Genomic DNA, 21657 nt, shown 5'->3' on the forward strand with positions numbered 1-21657 from the left:
TCAAAGTTTTAACCAAATAGTTCGTCAAATGTGTACGTAACTTTTTTAATATTTTCTTCTGCTATCTTTCTTGATTTAAAATAGTTTTGTGTTACTTGGTCATATTGTTCTTTTGATATCCTCATTATATATATACCATCTTTGTTAATTAGTTGTTCGCCCATTTCTTTTGCTAGTAATTTGTATTTCTCAAATTCTTCAGAACCTTCACGAAAGCCAACCATATATATCGCATCTTCTTCATTTGAAATATCATTGAGATACCCTTCAGAATGAAAGAATATTTTAGAATTTATATCTCCGTTTTCATCTACCTCATAAAATTCATAGGTAATTCCTGTCCCGTCGTACCAAGCACCCATTTTATTATTACCCAAAAAGTAACTAGTTCCTGCTTTTTCAATATCTAACAGCTCAACTTTATTCGTTTTTGTATCAAAAGAAAAAATGTCTATATATCTCATATCATTACCAAATACCATTAGTTCAGGGACTTCATCTCCATTCATGTCAAAAAAGTAATAGGTATATTCCTTCCTATTTTGAGGGTCAAATTCAACCAAATCAGAAAGTCCCTTTTCTTCTAGTTTATTTATGTAAGATTCCTCTCCATTTAATACTTTTAAAAATTGTTCTCTGTAAAATGAATTTTCTTCCAACTTCATAGGTTTAAAATTTCCCATAAAATCTATGTTACTGCATATCTCAGCGATTTTTTCATAAGTTTTTTTACTTACGTACCTTAATTCTTGAAACTTAACATCACCCCAGTTAAATATTTTAAAGTCGCCTTTCTTAATTGATTCCGGAGAATTTTTAGGTACTGAATCGCTCTCTTCCTTTATAGAGGCTATATCCGAATTCAAGGATATATAAAGCTCGGAATCTATACCTTGTTCATCATCTGATACAAAGCTGTATAACATTCCACCAACCTTAAAATCTAGTTGGTAAGCTAAGTTAGCTTCGTTTGAAAACCACGTTTTCTTGACTTGTCCGTTCCCGAGTTTGCTTAAAATGTCTTTAAAATTCATTCCTGGTTTAGCACCGTTAACATCGATATTTTTCACATTCGTTTCACTGCTAACAAAAATATATGTTGGCTTCAGGTCTTCCACATCATCAGCAAAGATAAATGTCAATCCCAACTGTTCTACAAATATACATGGAAAAACCATATGGGATTCCATAACTGAAATAGTTCCAGTTCCAGTCTCAGCCCCATTTATCTCTAGAATTTCAGACCTCTTTAAATTCAGATATCCCATAAGTTCTTTCGTAGTAATCACTGCAGATGTTGTAACCGGCGAAGATTCAGGAGTCTTCAATGAATCATTAGGTCTTTCCGTTGCCTTTGCCATTGAGCTCTGAGTACTTACTGAAGTGCTCACTGGACTACTATTTTGTTGAAATCTACAAGAACAAAGCATCATTGTTATAGATATTAGAATGCTTGCTAGTGCTATTGCTGTTCTTTTTTTCATTTAAGTAACCGCCTAATTTAAATGACTTAAAATAACGTTGCTAATCATCCAAAGGGTGAGATTACTGAGGTGTAGAGTTTACCCAAGAGTGTATTTTAGCTTTGAATAACCGGCGACAGGCGGCGGTGACACCATCGTCCATCTTCGATTGTTCCGCTTGATATTCTTCTTCTGATTCTTTTATCAACGTATTCTTATCCGTCCAGACAAGTTTTTGTAGGCCTCCAGAAACTGCATCTGCTTTTTGCCAATTAAGCAAGTAACCATCGTGCACTTCTATTTCCGAAAGCATCTCATCACATTTTACTTTAATAAAATTATTGGCAGAATCATCCCAGACATACAGTGCATAACTATTATTCTTAGCGCCTTCTTCTTCCAAAACTTGAATATCTGCATAACCATCCATGTTAACATCTATAAAATTAATAGCCATATATTCATTTAAACCTGATGCATCTGTGGATAATGCAAGCAGGTTTTCGCCCTTCTCACTTTTCAGAGTAAAATTGTTTATATATTCCTTATTATCGAAACTTAATTCAGCGGAATATTTCGTTCCATCTTTACCTTGAGTGATATCATATTCCACTTTGTTATCATCATAAGAAATCGTTTTATTAACATTAGCTGTAAAAGAGTTGGCGCATTCTATTTTTTGTTTATTCACCTCATAATTCGCTGTAGGATAATCATTGAATAGATAATTGTCCAATTTACTGTAATCAGATTCAACTAAATAGTAAGCATCCCGGTAGTAAACTAAATAGTTCGTCATCCCATCCCCTGATACACTATATAAACCGACTATTCCCGAATCATCGGTTACATGAATATAAATCTCGATTTGCTCATAATCAGGAGACAGACTACTTAAGTAGGTTACGATGTCTTCCGTATTGAGAAAATCTTGTTTTTTTATTGCCTGAATTGTAATAGTCATATGAGGTTCTGGCCGAGCTTCTCCTTTATCAATTTCAGTCTTAAATGTTTCAGTATCATTACTGAGCGTATCTGATACTACATGATATTCATCTAAATTAATTAAAAGTTTCCCGAATTGGATTTCCTTAAGAGATTCATTTTTATAAATTTTAACATAACTGGATGGCCTATCAGACGGCGGTTCGATCCCCTTTGGTTCCGGGGTTGTCGGTTCTATGGTGCTGGTTGTTTCGGAAGTGCTTTGTGGTTCCATCGTTTCGGCGGCTGGGCTGCTTTGTTCCGCTACTTTGGGGCTGATTGTACCATCAGGTACCGTCGCCTTTTCTCCGCTGCTTGCGCCATTCTCTAATAAGGATTGACTGGCATTATCAACCGTCTGACCGCTGCACGCAGTCGCTAGAAGACCGAATAATAATGTTCCCAACACAACTCTTCTTTTCATTGCAACATTCGCCCCCGACAAAAGCACATAGTGTAAAATAACAGCGAATTAACTCCAATTAACAGTATTTCTGCAGATCATTTCCATTATCCTTTTCGAGAAATCGGACGAAATGATGAACGAACTGGAAGGCAAATTTGTTTCAAGTTCAGGCGCGATCTCCACGTGTACCCATGCTGTTCGCTTGGAAGGTGCCCCCGAAACGCCGGTGCCTTCGATTCGTTTCAACCAATTATATAGTTGTCGACGATTCACCTGATTCGCCTTGCACCAATGGGTTGCTTTTTCTCCACTTGCCCGGAACGCTGCGATCCGTGTTTCCCATTGTTGCCGAATCTCTGCTCTGGCCATGAAAAATCCTCCTCTGTCGTTCTCTGAGGAGGATTATCTCATGGATAATTTTTGACGCTTACAACCGCCATTAAAAATGTATATTGTTTTTTGCTTGTTACTGAAAATTACTGCGATAAATTAGTGACTATTTTTCATTCCGCTCGCTACAGAATTACTTGCATTTGTTTGCGCAAAAACTTCTGTTAAGCCATTATTGCTTGTCCAAATGACAATAAGGTCTTTAGTGTTGTCAATCTTCACCCCATTATTTGGTTGAATATCATTTGTTACCCCCTTTGGGTAAAATGAAACATTCCAGTTGATGGTGACATCTTCATCTGTGAGCGAAGCATCAAGTGAACCTCCATTTTTTTCGAACGAAAGGGTATGCGAACCCGCACTATCCTTAAGTCTATATCCCTGAATGACCAAGTCCCCATTACCATATACGATTTTGTCACTTGACACAGAGAGGGTAGAAAGAGAACCCTCTTTCCACTGCTCCCCAGTGCCGTTTTGTGGGTTTACTGCATAAGCCACTTCTGTCCAAGTACCTAGCAAGCTCGAATAATTCCCAGCTTGGATTTGTGTGAGGTTTATTCCTGTACCTTGAATATCTTGTGTTGAACTGGAAGTACTTGTCGAAACGCCCGTCGATGTTGAAGAGGAAACAGATGAACTTTGGGAATACACTGAGGATTCATCTGATGGTGTGGCTGTATTGATTGAAATACTTGAGTTATTAGTTGACGTGTTGTCATTGTTACCACAAGCGGCAAGGGATAGCATAGGTACCAAGATCAGTGCAAGAACGAAAGACCTTTTCATATTGAATACCCCACGATTAAATTAGTTTTTGAGAAAAACCGTAATTTAATGTTCTGCAAACTCTTTTCATTGCCTCTACCCGAACAAGGCGGAGGCATTAATTAATCAGAGTTTGCCTCCCAGCTCTTTAATACTCTTCCTAAGAGTTTGCTATGGGTTACCGTATAATCCTGTCCAGTCCCCCGTTATGCCATTGAGATCCTCTATTTCCGCAGTACTCACAGATGTCGACGGAATGTAAACAATTCCTATGCTTCCGGCTGGGAGAGGTTTCAATAAGGCGAAAGCAGCTGTGGCCGGCATGTCTTTAGTTCAACACCGCCTGCTGCGGGGCTTGAGTTTGTTTTTTTAGATTGCTTCACCAAATAATTAGCATCCTGTATCGCAGATGAGGTCGACATGTCAGTAGTATCTACGTTTTTAGGTGTCCAGTGATTAATAAACCCTCCAGCTATGTTTCCACCTGAACCCTCGTTATCTGAATAGATGTAAAATAAAACAGGTGAAACTCCAGCAGCTCTAACTGCATTTGTGACCTCTTTTATATTATCGGCATTAAGATTATGTTCTGCATTCTTGCTCTTAACATTACTATGACTTAGATTCAATAGCCCTATCCGATATACTACCCAAGGTCGAGGTAATAGGCTCGCTACAAAACCTTTCCACGTAAACTCAGCCAAAGAAATGGCGGCAATCATTTTATCGAATTATCGCCATTATATCATCCGGCTTGGCGTTCCGTTAGAGGCATTGCTGGACCGTAATCGGTCTTATTCTTCATCATGCTATAGCATGATGTTGACGAGTTTCTCCGACCGACAACTATTGCACTAACGCTTAGACCTTCGAGCTTTGGTTCTCAGCCACTTTCGTCGGATGACCGGTATAATCTTCACCCATCATACTTGAAAAGTCATCTCGCCGGTTTCTCGTTAATCTGCGCCAATTCAATGAATCCGAGATCGCGACGCACTTCCTCATCTGCCGCTTCCAGTTCCTTTTTCCAGCTAATGAGCTCAAGGAACCATTCCTTATCTCCGACTCCGAGAAATTTTCACATTAAAAATCACATTCATGAGTCTCTCGTAGAATTTCACTTTGACATTAAATGTGACCATCATGAGTAATTCGTAAAAAGAACCTTGAGAGGCATAAAGCCAACCAAGGTTCAAAAGAAATCAATTTTGTTACTCTACGGGTATTACATGGGTTATATGTGTTATTGGTTGAATATTGGATTCATTCGGCACTGGGTAGCCCACAAAAAAACCTAGAAAGGCAAAAGCCAATCAAGGTCAATAGTTATTTGGGAAGATGTGCCTGTTTGTGGAATTAGTTATTGTTTAAAGTCAAGAAACACAGCTCCTGCTGGTGCCGATGTTCAACGTGCTGTTTCCGGCTGGAGAGGCATGAAAACAGTGAAAACTGCAGCTTCCGCCTTTTTGCATTGTTAGGCTAATAGGGCAATTAATTCTTTTTCACGTTCGTTCATTTGACATCATCTCCTTATTGGAGGTTATTTCCATTTACACAGTTGGATATACAGTCTCCATAATTGCGCCTCCGGTCTCGAAAAGACGTGATCAATGGATTGGCGCTTGGTAATCTCTCCGAACCGCAAATCTTGCCCGGGGCGTTTATAACATCCGATCACGTCGAGTTCATCAATCTTATCAAATGCAACCGTCACCGCATGTACAGTTGATCGTCAAGCACTGATTTTAGGTTGATCCATTACGACTCAACAGACCAATCAGTTCTTGACTGCTCAAATCGACGGGACTCAACTTGCGAGTACCCCTTATACCTAACGTTTTCGTGGAAAGTATGGAAATGATCGAACGACAACTCAGATCAAGCACTAATCTTGACAACTCCAAGGAACTCATTCGGGCGGCTGAATATATATCAATCAATTTGTGCAAAAACTATTTCGTTTTGCATTCCGCTGTACCAAATGTCAATGAGATTTTTAGTGTTGTCAATCTTCACGCCATTATTGGGTTGGATTTCATTTGCTATCCCTTTTGGGTAAAATGTAACAGCCCAGTTGATGGCGGTATTGGCATCGGCGAAGTCAGCGGAGAGAGAACTTCCATTATTTATAAACGAAAGAAGATGAGAACCCGCAGCGTCTGTAATCGTATTTCCCTGCATGACCATCGCTGAGTCACTGTAGACGATTTTGTCATTTGACACAGAGAGAGTATGAGGAGCAGCGCCAGATGTACCCGCATGCCATTGCGCTCCAGTCCCGTCAAATGGGTTATCTGCATAAGCCACTTCTATCCAAGTTCCGAGCAAGCTCGAATAATCCCCGGCTTGGATTTGTGTGAAGTTCATCGCTGTATTTTGGGTATCTTGCGTTGAACTGGGCACCGTAGGGCTTGGGGTTACGGTCGGACTTGGATTTACAGTAAGGCTTGGAATAACGGCCGATGGCGCTGATGTAATATTCGCTGTGTCGATATCCGTTGGCATTGTCGAATTGCCTTGGCTCGCCAGGCTTGAAGGCGTTCGTGCAGCTAGGTTAACATTTGTCTTGCTGGCACATCCGGTTTGAAAAACGCATACCGTGATGAACGCAACAAGAATCAGCTTATGTTCATTTAAAGATTTCATTTTTTCAACTCCTATCGAGAAATAATCATATGTGATTTCTGGCCAGTCGCACTTTACGGGTTATCACCCATGGCTTTAATAGATTTCATAACTCCTTGCATCGGGGCACCATAATTCTGGACTGTGTTATACTTCTTTAGCAACCCGTTAGGATAATAGACTTCCCAAGTGGTTGCTGCCGTTGCTGCTATATACGCCCTGCCTATTGAGCCGCTGGGCATATTGGCAAAACTAGCATTCCCGCTATTCTTAACACTCTGGGGTACAAAGTCTACATAATTTCCTAAGTCTATCCAAGCTGGTTGGCTGTTCATATTTTTTGATTGCGAAGCTAGATATTGCGCATCTCCACTCGCTGCATTTACTGCTGTGTCACCACCGTGGTTTGAATAGTAGCTTTTCCCATAATGATTAATAAAACCTCCGGCACCGCCACCTTCGTTCACAGTATAAGCATAAAAGAAGACAGGTGAAACACCAGCTGCCTCGAGTGCTGCTGTAACATCACCAATATTGGTGGAATTGAGACCGTATCTTTTAATCACAGGCTGGGCAGTTTTTTGCTTTAAGAACCATGCCTCAGCAGTACTATTGGATATACCCCAGGTCGAGGTAATAGGCTGTTCACAAAACCTTTCTAGTTCTGAAAGATTAGTATTACCCGTCCCCTGAGAATTGCTCGAACCACTTGTCTTACCACTGTTCCCAGCCGACGAACTGCTGCCGGTTTTGCTGCCAGTCGAACTGTTGCTCGCTGTAGTGGTCTTGCTACCGTTTGACAGCATGTTGAGCATCTGCGTATTCTGTGCGGCTGTACCGGTATAATTTTTTATTCCCAGGTCCTTCGCGAGTTTCTCTCTTGCTGTAAAGGAGCTGTCCTTGCCTTGCGAATTCAAGTATTCAACAACCGACCCCGTCACGACTTTAGTACTGCTGGTTGTCGAGGTAGTGGTCTTCGAACTATTTGTTGTCGTGGAGCTAGTCGACGTACTATTGGTTTTTGTGGTATTGGTTGTTGTACTGCTCGTCGTTGTGCTGCTGGTTTTTGTGGTGTTGGTTGACGTACTGCTCGTCGTTGTGCTGCTGGTTTTTGTGGTGTTGGTTGCCGTACTGCTCGCCGTCGTGCTGCTGGTTTTTGTGGTGTTAGTTGACGTACTGCTCGTCGTCGTGCTGCTGGTCTTCGTGTTGTTAGTTGACGTACTGCTCGTCGTCGTGCTGGTTTTGCTTGTCGTCAGCATATTGAGCATCTGTGTATTCTGAGCTGATGTTCCCGTGTAATTTTTGATTCCCAAGTTTTGTGCGATTTTTTCTCTAGACGAGAAAGAGCTATCCTTGCCTTGGGACTTCAGATAATCGACGACAGAACCAGCTGCATGCCCGGTCGGGTCGACATAGGTTATAGGGTTGTTGAAACAATACGTGTACAGATTGAGACTGAGCGGATTGCGGTTTTCACCCCTATAGCTGTCTTGCGAGATGAAGCGTCCGATGTACGGATCGTAATAACGGGCTTTCAGATAATATAAGCCCACTTCCGCATCGTAAAATTCACCTGCATATCGGATCGATTCCGAATAAGCCTCAATAGTTAAGGTTGGGTTACCGAATACGTCATAATCATATTGATTGACGACTTCTCCCTCTTCCGTTACGGTCTGCACGACATCTCCATGGCCGTTATACAAATAATATAAGGTTTGGCCTGTGCTGTCTGTGCGGGAAACATAATTGAGGCCCCGGGTGTACTGGACGGTTACCTTGTTGGATCCGTCTGTCTCCTGTATTACAGCCCCGCGGTCCCAAAGATAATTAGTCACTACTGTTTTATAACCGTCGGCAGAACTGCGGGACAGCTTTTGCGTACGGAGCCCGTCACCATCGTAGGTGTATTCAACGGTGTTGCGTTTTCCGCCTTTGACGCGCTCGGCGCGTACAAGCCGGTTGAACCCGTCAAAAGTATTGCTCACTCTCTCGATCAGGGTGTCAATATCGCCGCCGATTTTATCCCCGTACGGATCCGCCCCGTTGGATTCCCCCATCCCCTTTTTGTGGGGCCGGATGTAACTTACCTGCTGGCGGAGCTCATTGCCGTTGCCGTCATACACGTATGCCGTCGTTTTTTCCAATACCTGCTTGCCGTCGGATGAGAACATCGTCTCGACAAGCTTGACCAATTCATTGTTTGCGGTATACACGTATTGGCTCTGTTTGACGAGATACGCAATATCCTTGCCAGTCCCCGGATCGTTGTAACCGCTGGGCTGTTCGGATTCGTAGGTCTCTAGCTCCGATTGACGGTTGCCGGCAGCGTCATAAGCATATGCCGTCGTCTTACCCGGCGCGTCGACTTGTGTAATCCGCCCGTCCGCATCGTAGGTGTAATCCGTCGTTCCGTAGCTGTCGGTTTTTGAGGTCTGCCGTCCCGCTGCATCATAGGTATAGGCATAAGCCGAAATTGATTTGCCGTCTGCTCGCTTATTTTGCAGAGTCACCAGGAGATTGTTTTTGTTGTACGAGTAGATTTCCTTCATGCCGTTGGCATAGGCGATGGACGCACGGTTGCCGTTGGTGTCGTAGCTGTATCGCGTTGTTTTGCCATTGGCGGTGACCGCATCCAGACGGTTCAAAACGTCATAGCCGTATGTCGTTGAATATCCTTTTTTGTCTGTAGCCGAAACGATATTGCCCGCCGCATCGTAACCGTAGGCCAATTGAACGGTTCCGTTCTTGGTTATTTGAATCAAGCGGTTATTGCCGTCGTACGTATACTCACTCTTGCCGCTGCCGTCCGTCATGGTTGTCCGGTTGCTTGCCGCGTCGTAGGTGTAGGAAATCCGGTCTCCCGTTTCGGCAACTTGTTTTTCCAACAAGCGATTGCGGTTATCGTACGTATAGGTGGTGCGGTGATTGTTCCGGTCCGTTAGTTCCGTTACATTTTGCGCCAGATCATACCGGTACTTCAGCGGCTTGTCAAGCGCATTGACCTCTTCGATCAGCAGCCCGAATGCTGCAAAGCGGTTGTGCGTCACTTTTCCTCTGCCGTCGGTCATGTCCAGCACATTGCCGGCTAAGTCGTAGCTATAAGAGGTGGTGATGCCCAGCGGATCTGTGACCGCGGCTAAACGGCCGGCATTGTCGTATTTGTAGACATAACTTTGGCCGAGAGCGTTCCTTTCGCTCGTCTTCTCGTTTGCCGCATTGTAACGATATACAGTCCTTCCCCCTTCGGCATCAGTTGATGCGGTCAAACGACCGGCCAGATCGTATTCATATAACGTACCGTAACGGGCATCGTCCGAATCCGCCGCCAAGTAGCCTTTCGCATCGATCTTCTTTACAACATGGCCATCGGCATCATAGACATTCCGGGTTGTAACCGTCCCGGCCGCATCCTTGACTGCAACCTGCCGGTTCAGCTTGTCATATTGGTAGGTCGTTTCATGGCCGCGTTTGTCGGTTACCGCCGTCCGGTTGCCCGCCAAGTCGTACTGATTGCGTTCCGTTAAGCCCTCTGCATCCGTCACGGATACGACACGGTTCATTCCGTCATATTGGTAGGATGTCGTATACCCTCTAGTATTCGTCACCGATAGACGATTGCCTCTCGCATCATAAGCATACTTTTCGTTGACCGTTGCGCCGTCTTCCCAGCGGCTGGTTTTGATGAGCCGGCTCAAGACGTCATAACTGTAGGTTGTGGTATATTTGTTGCGATTGGCTGTATCGGATCCCGCGAACAGATATGCCCGCGGATCGATGGCCTTAATCATGTTCCCCTGCTGATCGTATTCATAGCTCGTGATGAGCCGGATCATACCGGGATAGGCATCATCGCGAAGCTCGGATGAGCCGCTTAAAGAGACCGAATCGAGAGCTTCCTCCTCTACAAGCTTAATCTGCTTTACCAAGCGATTCTCCTCATCGTATTCATACTGCACGATATCGGATTTCGCGGCATTTCGCGCTTTTTCAGCCAGGATGAGATTGCCGTTTTTGTCGTAACCGTTCTTCGTGTATGCCCCGCTGTTGTCGGACACCGTTATGACCGAGCCGTCGAGAGCGTACGTATAGGTTGTTTCCCGCAAAAAGGCGCGATCCTTGGAATGAGTCAAGCTCCATTTGATGACATTATCAACCGCATCATATTGATAGGCATCAACCGCATACACGACACTTCCGCTGGCATCCCGCTCAAGAGGCGACCGCTTCTCGGCCAGGCGCCCGGTAGCATCGTACTTAAAGGTCGTCACGCTGCCGCGTTTGTCTTTCACCGTAGCGGATTTGCCGCTCAAGTCAACCTTCGTTTCGATCGCATATCCGTAAGGATCCGTCACTAGCTTCACTTGGCCGAAGGCATTGTATTTGTATGTCGTCACAGCGCCAAGAGCATCGGTTTGCGCCGTCATTCTGCCCAGCTTATCGTAGGCATACGATACGACGCCTCCATCTGCACTGGTTGTACGCGCTAGCGTGCTGTCAGGGTTATACGAAAATAGTGTCTTGTTGCCGAGAGCATCGTTCCGTATGGTCACGTTGCCAAGAACATCGTAGCCGTATGTGCTCCGATTCCCCAATGAATCCGTCTGTGAGACGATTCTCCCCAGTCCATCGTACCCATTGGTTGTCCCTTGGGAAGACGCCATGTCTCCCGTGTAACCCAACCCGTCCGCCTGTTTGACGACACGACCGGCTGCATCATAAAGGATGTAGAGCACCCCTTTGCCGTCAGGGGAAAAGGTAGCCGTTCTGCGATTCATCGCATCATATTCGTACCGGGTTCCGGGAAGCGATGCGACGGAATCGGACGTATCCTTTGAAGCGTCATATTGGTTCGGTGCGATCTCCCGAATCAGATTGCCGGCTGCATCATAGACATACCTCGTCACTGCCTCGCCGCCGTCCGCCGCTGGTTCGTGCTTGCGGATCAGTCGATCCAACGCGTCATAGTCGTACTGCTCCACTGCGCCGTTCGCTTTGACTTGCCGAACAAGACGCCCCTTCAGATCATAGATGTTTTCCGTTGCCGCCATAACCGGATTCGTCGTTTTGACTAGCTGTCCGTCATAGTTATGTTCAAAAACCGTTTCTCCGCCATTGGGGTTGGTGCGCTTCACCATATTTCCATTCGCATCGTAAGCAAAGCGTGTTGTGGAGTAAACGCGGTCCCCAAATTCATTATCAAATTTCGCTCCGGCCAAGCTTTCCGGACTGAGCTCCCCCGTACGGACAAGCAGTGACGAAGCGATCATGTGGGAACGGGTGTCGTACTCGTACCGCTCGACGTCGGAAGAACCGTCATCGACCTTGGTCTGTTTGGTCAACACGTTTCCGACCGCATCGTATGCATAAGAAACTTGATGTCCGAAGAGTCCAGACTGCATCGTCAGATGTCCAGCCTTATCATAGGCGAAAGTAACTTTATCACCTGACGAAACTTTCTCTTCCGCAAGTCCCGAACGCTTCGGCTCGCGGACAAGGATGGTTTCAGCGGACAGTTTGCGGTCCGCTTCATCATACACCGTTTCAGTTCTCTTGAATGACGTGTAATCGCTATCGGACCCGATTTGCTCCATCATCGCCGTTTGATTGCCGGAAGCATCGTATTCGTACCGGGTCACATAACCGAGAGGATCAATCTGCTCGATCAAATCTCCCTTGGGAGAATAGGAGTAACTTGCGACACTGCCATCGGGATTTTCGATCCGGTACGGCTTGTCGAATATGCCGTTCCAAGTTTTCGTCGTTCTTCCCATGCGGTCCTTGTATACGGTCATCATATACCCGGACAGATCGTAGTCGTAGTACTCGGTGACCTTGTCGGGGTAAGTGACTTCCTTCAGCATTCCGTTCAAGTAGTACACATACTGTGTCGTTTTTCCGAAAACGTCGGTATCAGTCAGCACATGCCCCTCATTGTCATACGTATAGGAATGGCTGACGGCATCGGAATGATTTTCATCGTTCCATGCAGTCGTTTGCGCGGATAGTTCCGCGATCTTTCGGTCATTAGCGTCATAGCGGTACTTGGTACCGATGGACTGCTCCGGATGGTCGGCATTATAGCCAACTCCGTCAGCTTCCAACACAACATTACCCCGAGCATCGTAAACGCGGTAACTCGTCACTTCCCGGTTCTTACCGTCGAAAGCCACGGTTTTTACGAGACGGTTCAAAACGTCATATTCCGCCTCCACCCCTGGCGCTTCCGAATCGGTCATGGACAAATAACGGGCATCGATCTCTTTAATCTCATTACCGTTTGCGTCATAGAGATAGCGGGTAGTGTTCCCCAGTGGGTCTATCTGCTTGGTCATCCTTCCCAGACCGTCGTAAACGAAGGTTGTTGTCAAGGAAATTCCGCCCACGATGATGGTCTCCGACACTTTGTTTCCGACTTTATCATATTGAATGCGGGTTTCTTTCATTCTAGCTTTATCAAGCGAAACTTTCGTGCTAATAACGAGATTCATATAATTATAGGCATACTCCGTAACATCCAAACCGCTGCCGTTATCTATCGACCCACGGATACGGTTTCCGGCATCGTCGTACGAAAAAAGGTTATGATAATGGCCATATTCCGTGAACCCACCGTGCCCGTCGGACTCTTGATACTTACCACTCTCTTCTATCAATCTTCCGGCATAATCATAGGCATACGCATAAGTGCGCGATTTCGCGCCTGCCGCATCGCCAAGCTGGATCATCTTGGATCGATTTCCATTGGCATCGTATTCATATTCGGTATGACCGGTTCGGGTGGCATCCATCCGTTTATATTCATCGGTCATCCGATTCATCGCATCGTATGCGAACGAAGAGTCCGAAGATACTGCATCCTTTGCGGATACGACGCTGCCCCGCTTCGTTCGCCTGAGATTACCGGCGAGATCATAGTCATGCGATTCATAGGTATAATCCGCAGAGCCGGATTGATAAACTTTCCGCTGCACTTCCAAGCCTAGCGCGTTGTACAGGCTCTCCGTTATTTTGCCGCCTGGCTCGGTCTGCCGCGCAATTTTGCCCCAGACGTTATAGGAATACTCCGTTTCATTGCCCAGCGCATCTTTGCGCAGCACCTGACGGTCCAAGCTGTCGTAGGAGTAGCTCGTCTCATTACCGCGGGGATCCTTTTCGGCCAATAAGTTGCCTTCGTAATCGTAGGAATAGGTTGTCGTCACACTGGACTTGCCGTCAGGCGAAAGTTCAAGCTTGGTCATCCGCTCCAAAATGTCAAAGAACGTCTTCCGAATGTTCCCTTCTGCATCCGTTTGCGTGACCAATAAAGGCGTTTCCGCATCATAGCCGATACGATAAGCGATTTGCGTGGCTCCTTTATTGACGGTATCTTTCTCATACAAGGTTTTCCGAATCAGTCGGTTGGCGCTATCGTATTCGTAACGTGTGCTGTTGCCATTGGCATCCATTTCTTTGATTTTATTTCCGAGCTTATCATAGTTTATCGAGTTCAACACTCGCCAAGCTCCGTCAACCTTCGCGCTCGCTGCGCTCAAACGGCCAAGAGTATCGTACTCGTAAGCAAATTCGTTTTTAACGGCGTCCGTATAATGGATGGACTGGTTGGTATACGGCGTTTCGTTGTAGCTGTAAGAAACCAAGCTCCCGTCCGCTGCAGTCGTCTGTACCAAACGGCTGAAGGCATCGAATTTGTAAACGGTCTTGTTTCCGTTGGGATCAATCTCCACCGTGCGGTCGCCCGTATTCCAATCGTACCCGTATGCGGTAGCCGCTGCTGCTCCGTTTACGGTTGTGAACTGCTTTGTCAAATAAGCCCCCTTTACATCGACTCCGTTAGCATCTTGCGCATACTCGTAAAAGGTTTGACTTGTTGTTCCTCCTGCTGTCATGGCTTTAGACGTAACGTTTCCGTATGAATCGTACTTGTAATCCGTAACGACCCAATCGTCCTGCTTCGCCCCGTTGGTTTTCGTTTCTTTGGTTACATTCCCTAGGTTGTCGACCTCATAGGCAATTTGGTTGGTCGTCTTCGCGTCTTGTTTCCATGATTTCAACGTCAGCACATGGAATTTGTTGTAGGCGTAGGAATAAATGACGGTGTGCTCATTATCGACGGGATTCCCGTTCTCATCCCGCTTCGCTTCGGGTCCCGTGTAATTTGTCATGTTCCCGTACTCATCGTAGCGGAAGTTCTCGACCTTCCTCAGCGGAGTACCGATATCTTGGCCGTTTTCCACTTGATAGGACAGGGTTTCCCTCTTCTTAACCAGCTTCATTTCGTCGTGTTCGGTCCGGTATACCTCATGATGTTCCGAACCCTTTTCTTCCGTCAGCAGCAATTGATGTAAGCCGTCGTATGTATATTGGGTCGTATTGCCTTTGGCGTCCGTAACTGATGAGGTGTAGCGATAGGTATCGCCCAAATAGGCGTTGTCATAGCCTTTATAACCTGCAAAACCGTACCCGTCAGGTTCATTGCCGTAGGCATAGTTGGTTTTGCTCACTTCATTCGTAACGAACTTGTCCAAAAAATTCGTCTGCGCTGCATCGTATCCCGTTTTAGCAAGCTCTTTCTTCTCAAAAATTTTCCGGTACTGCATGCTGCCTTGATTCAACGTTTTGGTAAAGGTGTTGTACGTGTACCGCACGATCCGGTTGGTCCGGGCGTAATCGATTTGCACCAGGTTTTCGTAACGGTTAAAGACGGCGTAAGTATTACCGTTCATGTAAGTAAAGCCAAGATCTGGCTGTTCGTACCAAAAATGATATTTCGGTTTGTTGTCTACGTCGATCACCCGCTGCAGCCGGGTGCGAATCACCTGCTTGGCTGAGTTGACGAGAACGGCCGACTTATCGTAAACGATCGTCTTGTTGCCTGGTAAATGCAGGATCACCTGGAATTTTCCCTGCAGGTCGCCCGAATCGGTGTTGTTCGGATTTTGCGAAGCCTTCCAGCTTTCATCCTTGCCATATTGCGCATTGGTGATCGGAGTAACGAGGAAGGAATGATCTTCTTTGTATTCCAGGTCCACCGTTCTGCCCACCGAGTCCGTAATCCGCGACATCAGCTTCTTGCTGATCGTTTTTCCATCAATGGAATAGGTAAGTACGGAATACTCGAAATTGATCGTATTGCCGTAACGGTCGCGGATGCCCAGCAGTCTGCCGTCTTCGGCGAAGTAAGACTTTTTGCCATCCTTCCCCACCATGACATACTTTGAGGTTCCGTCGCTTTGGCCGTTGCTGTATTCAGCCGTTTCCTTCACGTAAACGTCCTTGACGGTCTGGCCTTCCGGCACATAAACATAATCACCGTCAACTTTTTCGTAGCTCAGTGTATAAATGTCCCCGCTTTCCGTGTGTAAAAATTTGAAGCTTGTTCCGTCGTCATTCTTTTTGATTTCCATTTGCGGGAAAGAAAAACCCATGCCCACACCCAAGTTGTACCTGTCCTCATTAAAGGAGGACGTCTCCGCATTGGACTCCACATAATCCACCCAAGCCCCGTTCAAGTAGCGCACGTTCATGTTCTGAACGTTGGAGATGCCGCTCTTGTAAATGCGCTTAAACTCTAAATCGAGACCGTTGCGTCCGGGGAGCACAAAGTCGGTTTGGGCAATGGTAAGCTGCCCGCTCTGGGGACTGATCGACTCCTCCGTCGCGTTCGTCTGCAAATATACCGGAGACAGCTTGGTGTCATATTGCTGTTTGGGACCGATTAAATGATTCAATTGATCTTCCAGCGTTGCCGCCGATGCAAGCTTGGCTGGTAAGAAAAAGATGAGAAAGGCGACCAGGAGAATACGGATGGGCGATTTATTCAGGGATTTCGTCATATTTTTCACCATTATCGATACTTATCCTCATAACTTTCCGCGAAGATCGCTTCTGCGCTTTCGCCTTGTTTGATCAGACTTATAACGACTTTTGGATCTTTGCCGACCTTGTCGGCGAGCACGAACGCATCCGTAATTTGCTCTTCGGACAAACCGGTCGACTCCTGGAATGATTTCAGCTGCTCGGTTTTAATTTGCACCCGGGGTAAAGTATCGGCTCCGTACAAAATGCCCAAGTTAGCCGCCACAACGTTCCAGTGGAGGCTGTTTTGTTTTTGCTCGATCAACTCATCAAAGGATTTCCCGGAGACGACGGATAAATGGTCGGCGATCATAACATCGTCAGCCGTCACGCTCGCCGTGCTCATCAGCTTCTCCAAATAATCGGAGTCGAAGGAACGCGGCTGAAATTCCTTATGACTGCGGTCATACTCTGTGAAAATCTCCTTCCAAGACGTTCCCTTTGCTTGCTGATCGACAAAAGACTTCAGATCAGAAACGGTCCCGAAGCTATGGTATAAAAACGTATACCCGATCATGATTTCCGAGAGAGGATGCCCCTCCTGGACAAGCTTCTCGATCTCGGCTTTCATTAATGGATGAACTTGTAGCGAGACAAGTAAGGATTTATAGGCGGAGATGACACGGTCATCGCCAGAAGGCTGATTGTCCTTGATTTGATTTATTACCTGCGTATCGATCTTGACGTCGTCTTCCGACTGGTAGGCGGCATTGTCCTTCGTTTCTTGCGAAGCCGGAGCCGCCTTCTGAAGAGAAGGGACGTCGGAAACCGCAGCGAAAACGGCATAACCCGCTTGAAGAACCAAAATACATATGACGGCAACGACAATGATTTTTCTATGTTTTCTCATAACAAGAGACTCCTCATTTTGGGATGGAGACATTGGGATTCAGCTTTTGCATTTCCGCTTCAACGGCTTTGGCAGGGTTGACGGGCTTCACGTCCTCCGGAGTTGCCGATGGCGGTTCGGGAAGTGGATTGACCGCCGGAGCCGAAGAGTCTGGACGGGCGGGATCAACAGTTTTGCTGCCCGCTGCACCCTGCTCTTTCTTATTTTCACTTTGGATTTGCTCCAGCAAGCGCTTTTCGATTTCCGCCATGGAAATCACCGTGGCGTCAGGGTGCTCCGTTTTTTTGTTTTCTTTGTCCTGGATGTATTGATCTTTATCTTTGGAGTACTGCCCTAAATCTAGATCGAACTGGAGGGCATACAAATATTCGTCCAACACCGCTTCCATACTCCCAAAGGCGATCTTCAATTCAAGCATGAAGCGGACTGCTGTCTCCAAATCGAATTTTCCGGCAACGCCGGTAAGCTCTGTCCGGAACTTCTCGCGATCCGACGTTCCCTGGTTATCCGGACTTGCACTGGGCAAATCCACAGCAGGCAGGCCGCCGGTGTCCGTTAACTCCCGGATCTGCATGGTGACCCGTTCCGCCAGCATTTTTGCATTTTGAATGTCCTGCTTGGTGTACCCTGCCGAGACGAGACGCTGCACCGCATCCTCTCCGAGCCCTTCTTCCAGCAGACTCTGGCTCCTATCACTTTTGGAAGTTTTCGAAGTGTCTGCAGCTTTCAAATCTTCAAGAATCTCATTCCATGACTTTCCTGCAGACCGCATCTGTAAGATTCGTTCCGTGCTGACTCCTGTCATATTGGAAATATCGGAGGCCGTACTCAAGTCGCCATCGCTTGCCGCCGTTCCGGAAGCGACGCCCGGGTGTGACCCGGCGGACGAAAAGAGAAACAGCCCGCCGGGTACAGCTAGAGTAAGGGCGATAAATGCGGACAGCAAGATCAACGGTTTGGATAGCTTTTTCATGGTTCTTCCCCTACTCCCTACTCAACAGTGACTTTTATAGAGGTTTGTCCTGCCTTTACCGCTTTGAATGCGATCGTCGCAATCTCACCGGACCACGAAGTCCCAGGAACGACATTGCGGTTGACCTGAAACTCGATGCGGCCGGAGGTTACCCGATAGGTTAGCGGCAGTCCTTGAGTCACCGTTCCCGAACCGCTCGTCTCCAACTCTGGCGTAGCTTCAATCAAATCGGCGATCGCAAGCGCATCGGGATCGAACGTGACGACAAAGGTCTTTTCGCCAAAATCCTGAACATTATAGGCAAACAAAGTCAGATCGAACGCCATGTCCTTCGTCGCGTCAATGACATAGTTGGGATTGGTCGTGCTTTGCACAAGGGCTTGACTCCAAGCCGTAACACCGGTCATATTGTTCGCTCTTACCCGGTAAGTGTGCGACGTGCCGGGTTCCAAATTCTCATCGACATAGGTGGAATCCGCGCCGATACTGACGGTTTTGCCGTCGATTTCGATATCGTATCCGGTAGCCCCCTCCACCTTTTTCCAATGCAATTCAATGGAATGGTTCGTTGATGTCCCACTGATTTCAACCGGGGCATCCGGCGGATCAGGCAGCGTGGACAGAGTAAGCACCGCGACCCAGCGTCCGGCGGAATCCCCGTTCTTGAAGCGGACTTTGTAGGTGTGGAATTCATTCGCCTTCAATCCCGTATGATGGAAAACCGTATCCTTTCCGATGCTCTGAATGGTTCCGTCCACTTCCATGTCGTATTCGGCATCGGGAGCAACGGTTTCCCAGGAAATCGCGATATCATGATTGGTTACAATTGCTGCAACATTCGTCAGCGAATAAGTCTCATTGCCACCTTCCGCCTTCGGCAGCGTAACTGCCGTGACCGGCATGCTCCATTCGCTATAACCGCTGATGTTTTTCGCTCTTATGCGGAATGAATGGCGGCTGTCCGGTGTAAGGTCGGCCACTTCAATTTGCGTGGTACCGGCGGAATAGACTCTACCCCCGTCCACCTCGATTTCATAAACATCCGTGTTCGCGACTTTGTACCAGGTGAGCGATATCGACGTTTCGTCCGAGGTTGCGATCACATTGGAAGGCATGTCCGGCTTCTCGGGATGGGTGGTGATGCTAACCGGCACGCTCCAGGGACTCTTTCCGCCCGCATTTACCGCTCTAACTCGGTAGGTATGCCCGGAAAGGGCATCGAGATCACGGTCAACATAGGAGGTTTCTTTTCCGTTGTCCAAAATAATACCGTCCGCTTCGACCTCATACCCGGTAGCCCGCTCCTTCTTTTCCCAAGTAAGCGTCACTTCATGGATGGACGGCTCGGCCAAAAGTTTAACCGGGGCCTCCGGGGGATTAGGCAAGGTCGACAAGGTTACGACAGAGCTCCAGCTACTAACGCCGCCGGTGTTTCTGGCTCTGACCCGATAGGTATGCGCCGTATCCGGATCAAGCCCGGTATGCGAATAAGCGGTCTCCGCTCCAAGCTGGAGGACCTTTCCATCCAGTTCGATGTCATAGCTGTCCGCTTTGGCCACTCCATCCCAGTCGAGCAAAATTTCCTTGAGATGAGGGACTGCGCTTAGATTGAGCGGGATTCCCGGGGGATTCGGTAATGTATTGACGACCGACACTTGGCTCCAATTGCCGGTGCCGCCGGCGTTGGTTACTCGTACCCTATACGTGTGGCGGGTTTCCGGAGACAACCCGGAATGGGTGTAACTGGTTGCCGTTCCGTTAGAGATCACGGCGCCGTCTGCTTCAACATCGTAGCCGGTGGCTCGCGCAACGGCGTCCCATTTCAAAGTAACGGAGGTTTGCGTTTGCGAAACTTGAAGGTTTGCAGGCGGCATAGCTGCCGTCGTGCCCTTCACAGCGGAACTCCAGGCTGATGCCACACCCTCGCCATTGATCGCAGTGGCCGTGACGCTGATCTCCGTATTGGATGCCAGCCCATTGATGGTGAGCTGTCTGCCGGACGGCGTCACGGAAACCGTGCTCGAAGTCAGATTACCGGCAGCATCCACATACATCGATCCAACCTTAAATTGATAGAGAGTTGTCGAAGGGTTACTATCGGCGAGATTGATCCGCAGGCTCGTTTCCGTCGCATTGGACAACGTGAATGCGGGAGTCTGCGCTTTTGTGTAGACATTTTGCTGCTTGCCGCCGATATGATCCAGATTGTCCTTCGCTTCGGCCTTGACCGTGTAAAGCGTGTTCGGCGACAAACCGGTGAACGTATAGCTGCTTGCCGTCCATGGGCTGAGCGTACTATTCAATGTATAGCGGTAAGGAAGAGCTGCCATTCCCGAACCGGAATCGGTTGCGGACGCCTGCGCAACAATTGAGTTTTCCGTTGAAGAGGCGGAGATGGTGCCCACTGTCGGCGCAGTTTGGTCGACTTGGAAAGTGACCGTTTTAACGATAGGCGCCGCCCATTGGTCGGTAATTTGAACTTTTAGCGTGTGCACCCCATCCGCCAGTCCGGCAAGAGAAAGCGCATTGAAGGTGGCCTCCTGCGCTGTAGCCGTATTCGTGATCGTCCGGGTGTCGCGGGGCGCCGTTTCGGAATCCACATAATAGGTACAAATGAGAGCATCACCGTCGGGATCGGATACCGATATTTTCGGCACCAGATCAGAGACGGTGCGTCCTGCCCATTGATTGGCCAAAGGGCTCAATACGGTAAGGGAAGGAGCGCTATTCGTGTTGATCATGCTGGCCAAGGCGTTCAAATTTCCTGAGAACGCATTAGAAATCTCCGAAAAAATTCCACCAGTCGTCGTAAACAGGCTCTGATAGACCGACATATAGCCGGTTGGTGCTACGACTGACGTGACGATGTTGTCATTTTTCAATAAGGCAACTTCTTTGCTCATCGTAATTGGATCGCTTGATGTGTCAAAATGAGTGCCTTCTTTGAAATCCGCGTCCGTCACAAGGATAATGAATTTTTGGAAAGGGTGTTGAAGCTCATTCTTCTTGCTTCTTCCAGACCGTCGACGGCCGATTCCGGAGTGTCTCCGCCACCGTCCGCACCAATGCCCGCCAATGTATTCTTAAAATCTGTGCTATTCGCATACCAACCGTAGTTGCTCGTGGAATAGTAGCCGTCGGCATAGATATCTTTGAAAGTGACCAGGCCCAATCTTGCGTTTATGTTGTTGCTGGCTAACAGATCGACAAACTGAGTGACATTGTTCTTGACGTTGCTGATCACCCCGCCCATCGAACCCGTCGTATCGATGACAAAAACGATATCGGCTTTTCTTTCGGTCTGGGCGAAAACCGTCCCCAAGCCGGAAGGAAAGGCGAG

11 protein-coding genes are annotated in these 21657 nt (G+C 47.3%); all 11 read right to left on the minus strand.

Features of this window, described 5'->3' with window-relative positions; all coding sequences use genetic code 11:
* Positions 1–8 precede the first annotated feature (8 nt).
* Positions 9–1484 (minus strand): hypothetical protein, encoded by a 1476-nt coding sequence (locus TJ79_RS25855; RefSeq protein ID WP_052339441.1) that lies wholly within the window; start codon positions 1482–1484, stop codon positions 9–11.
* A 61-nt stretch (positions 1485–1545) separates the two neighbouring features.
* Positions 1546–2871, minus strand: coding sequence for an XAC2610-related protein (locus TJ79_RS27730; protein ID WP_202903310.1), 1326 nt, complete (start codon positions 2869–2871; stop codon positions 1546–1548).
* A gap of 48 nt (positions 2872–2919) precedes the next feature.
* Positions 2920–3222: an IS66 family insertion sequence element accessory protein TnpA gene (gene tnpA / locus TJ79_RS09705; RefSeq protein ID WP_040950104.1), complete on the minus strand. Its 303-nt coding sequence runs from the start codon at positions 3220–3222 to the stop codon at positions 2920–2922.
* 120 nt (positions 3223–3342) lie between these two features.
* Entirely contained in the window at positions 3343–4032 is a 690-nt protein-coding gene (locus TJ79_RS27155) for a DUF6287 domain-containing protein (protein ID WP_155987832.1), read from the minus strand.
* Positions 4033–4304: 272 nt separating this feature from the next.
* Positions 4305–4733 carry a hypothetical protein gene (locus tag TJ79_RS09715; protein ID WP_040950106.1) on the minus strand — a complete coding sequence of 143 codons (429 nt, stop codon included), beginning with the start codon at positions 4731–4733 and terminating at the stop codon, positions 4305–4307.
* Between the two features lie 1210 nt (positions 4734–5943).
* Positions 5944–6657 (minus strand): DUF6287 domain-containing protein, encoded by a 714-nt coding sequence (locus tag TJ79_RS09720; RefSeq protein WP_040950107.1) that lies wholly within the window; start codon positions 6655–6657, stop codon positions 5944–5946.
* 53 nt (positions 6658–6710) lie between these two features.
* Positions 6711–16484 carry an RHS repeat-associated core domain-containing protein gene (locus TJ79_RS09725; protein WP_040950108.1) on the minus strand — a complete coding sequence of 3258 codons (9774 nt, stop codon included), beginning with the start codon at positions 16482–16484 and terminating at the stop codon, positions 6711–6713.
* Positions 16484–17344 carry a hypothetical protein gene (locus tag TJ79_RS09730; protein ID WP_040950109.1) on the minus strand — a complete coding sequence of 287 codons (861 nt, stop codon included), beginning with the start codon at positions 17342–17344 and terminating at the stop codon, positions 16484–16486. The genes TJ79_RS09725 and TJ79_RS09730 overlap by 1 nt, the downstream gene beginning before the upstream one ends.
* A gap of 13 nt (positions 17345–17357) precedes the next feature.
* On the minus strand, positions 17358–18317 hold the full coding sequence (locus TJ79_RS09735; RefSeq protein ID WP_040950110.1) for a hypothetical protein: 960 nt from the start codon (positions 18315–18317) through the stop codon (positions 17358–17360).
* 17 nt (positions 18318–18334) lie between these two features.
* Positions 18335–21280, minus strand: a complete 2946-nt coding sequence (locus tag TJ79_RS09740) for a fibronectin type III domain-containing protein (protein WP_040950111.1) — start codon at positions 21278–21280, stop codon at positions 18335–18337.
* A partial coding sequence (locus TJ79_RS09745; RefSeq protein ID WP_040950112.1) for a vWA domain-containing protein occupies positions 21277–21657 on the minus strand: 381 nt, incomplete at its 5' end. The genes TJ79_RS09740 and TJ79_RS09745, both read right to left, overlap by 4 nt.

The sequence above is a fragment of the Gorillibacterium massiliense genome, from assembly GCF_000455485.1.
GTDB classification, from domain to species: Bacteria; Bacillota; Bacilli; order Paenibacillales; family NBRC-103111; genus Gorillibacterium; species Gorillibacterium massiliense.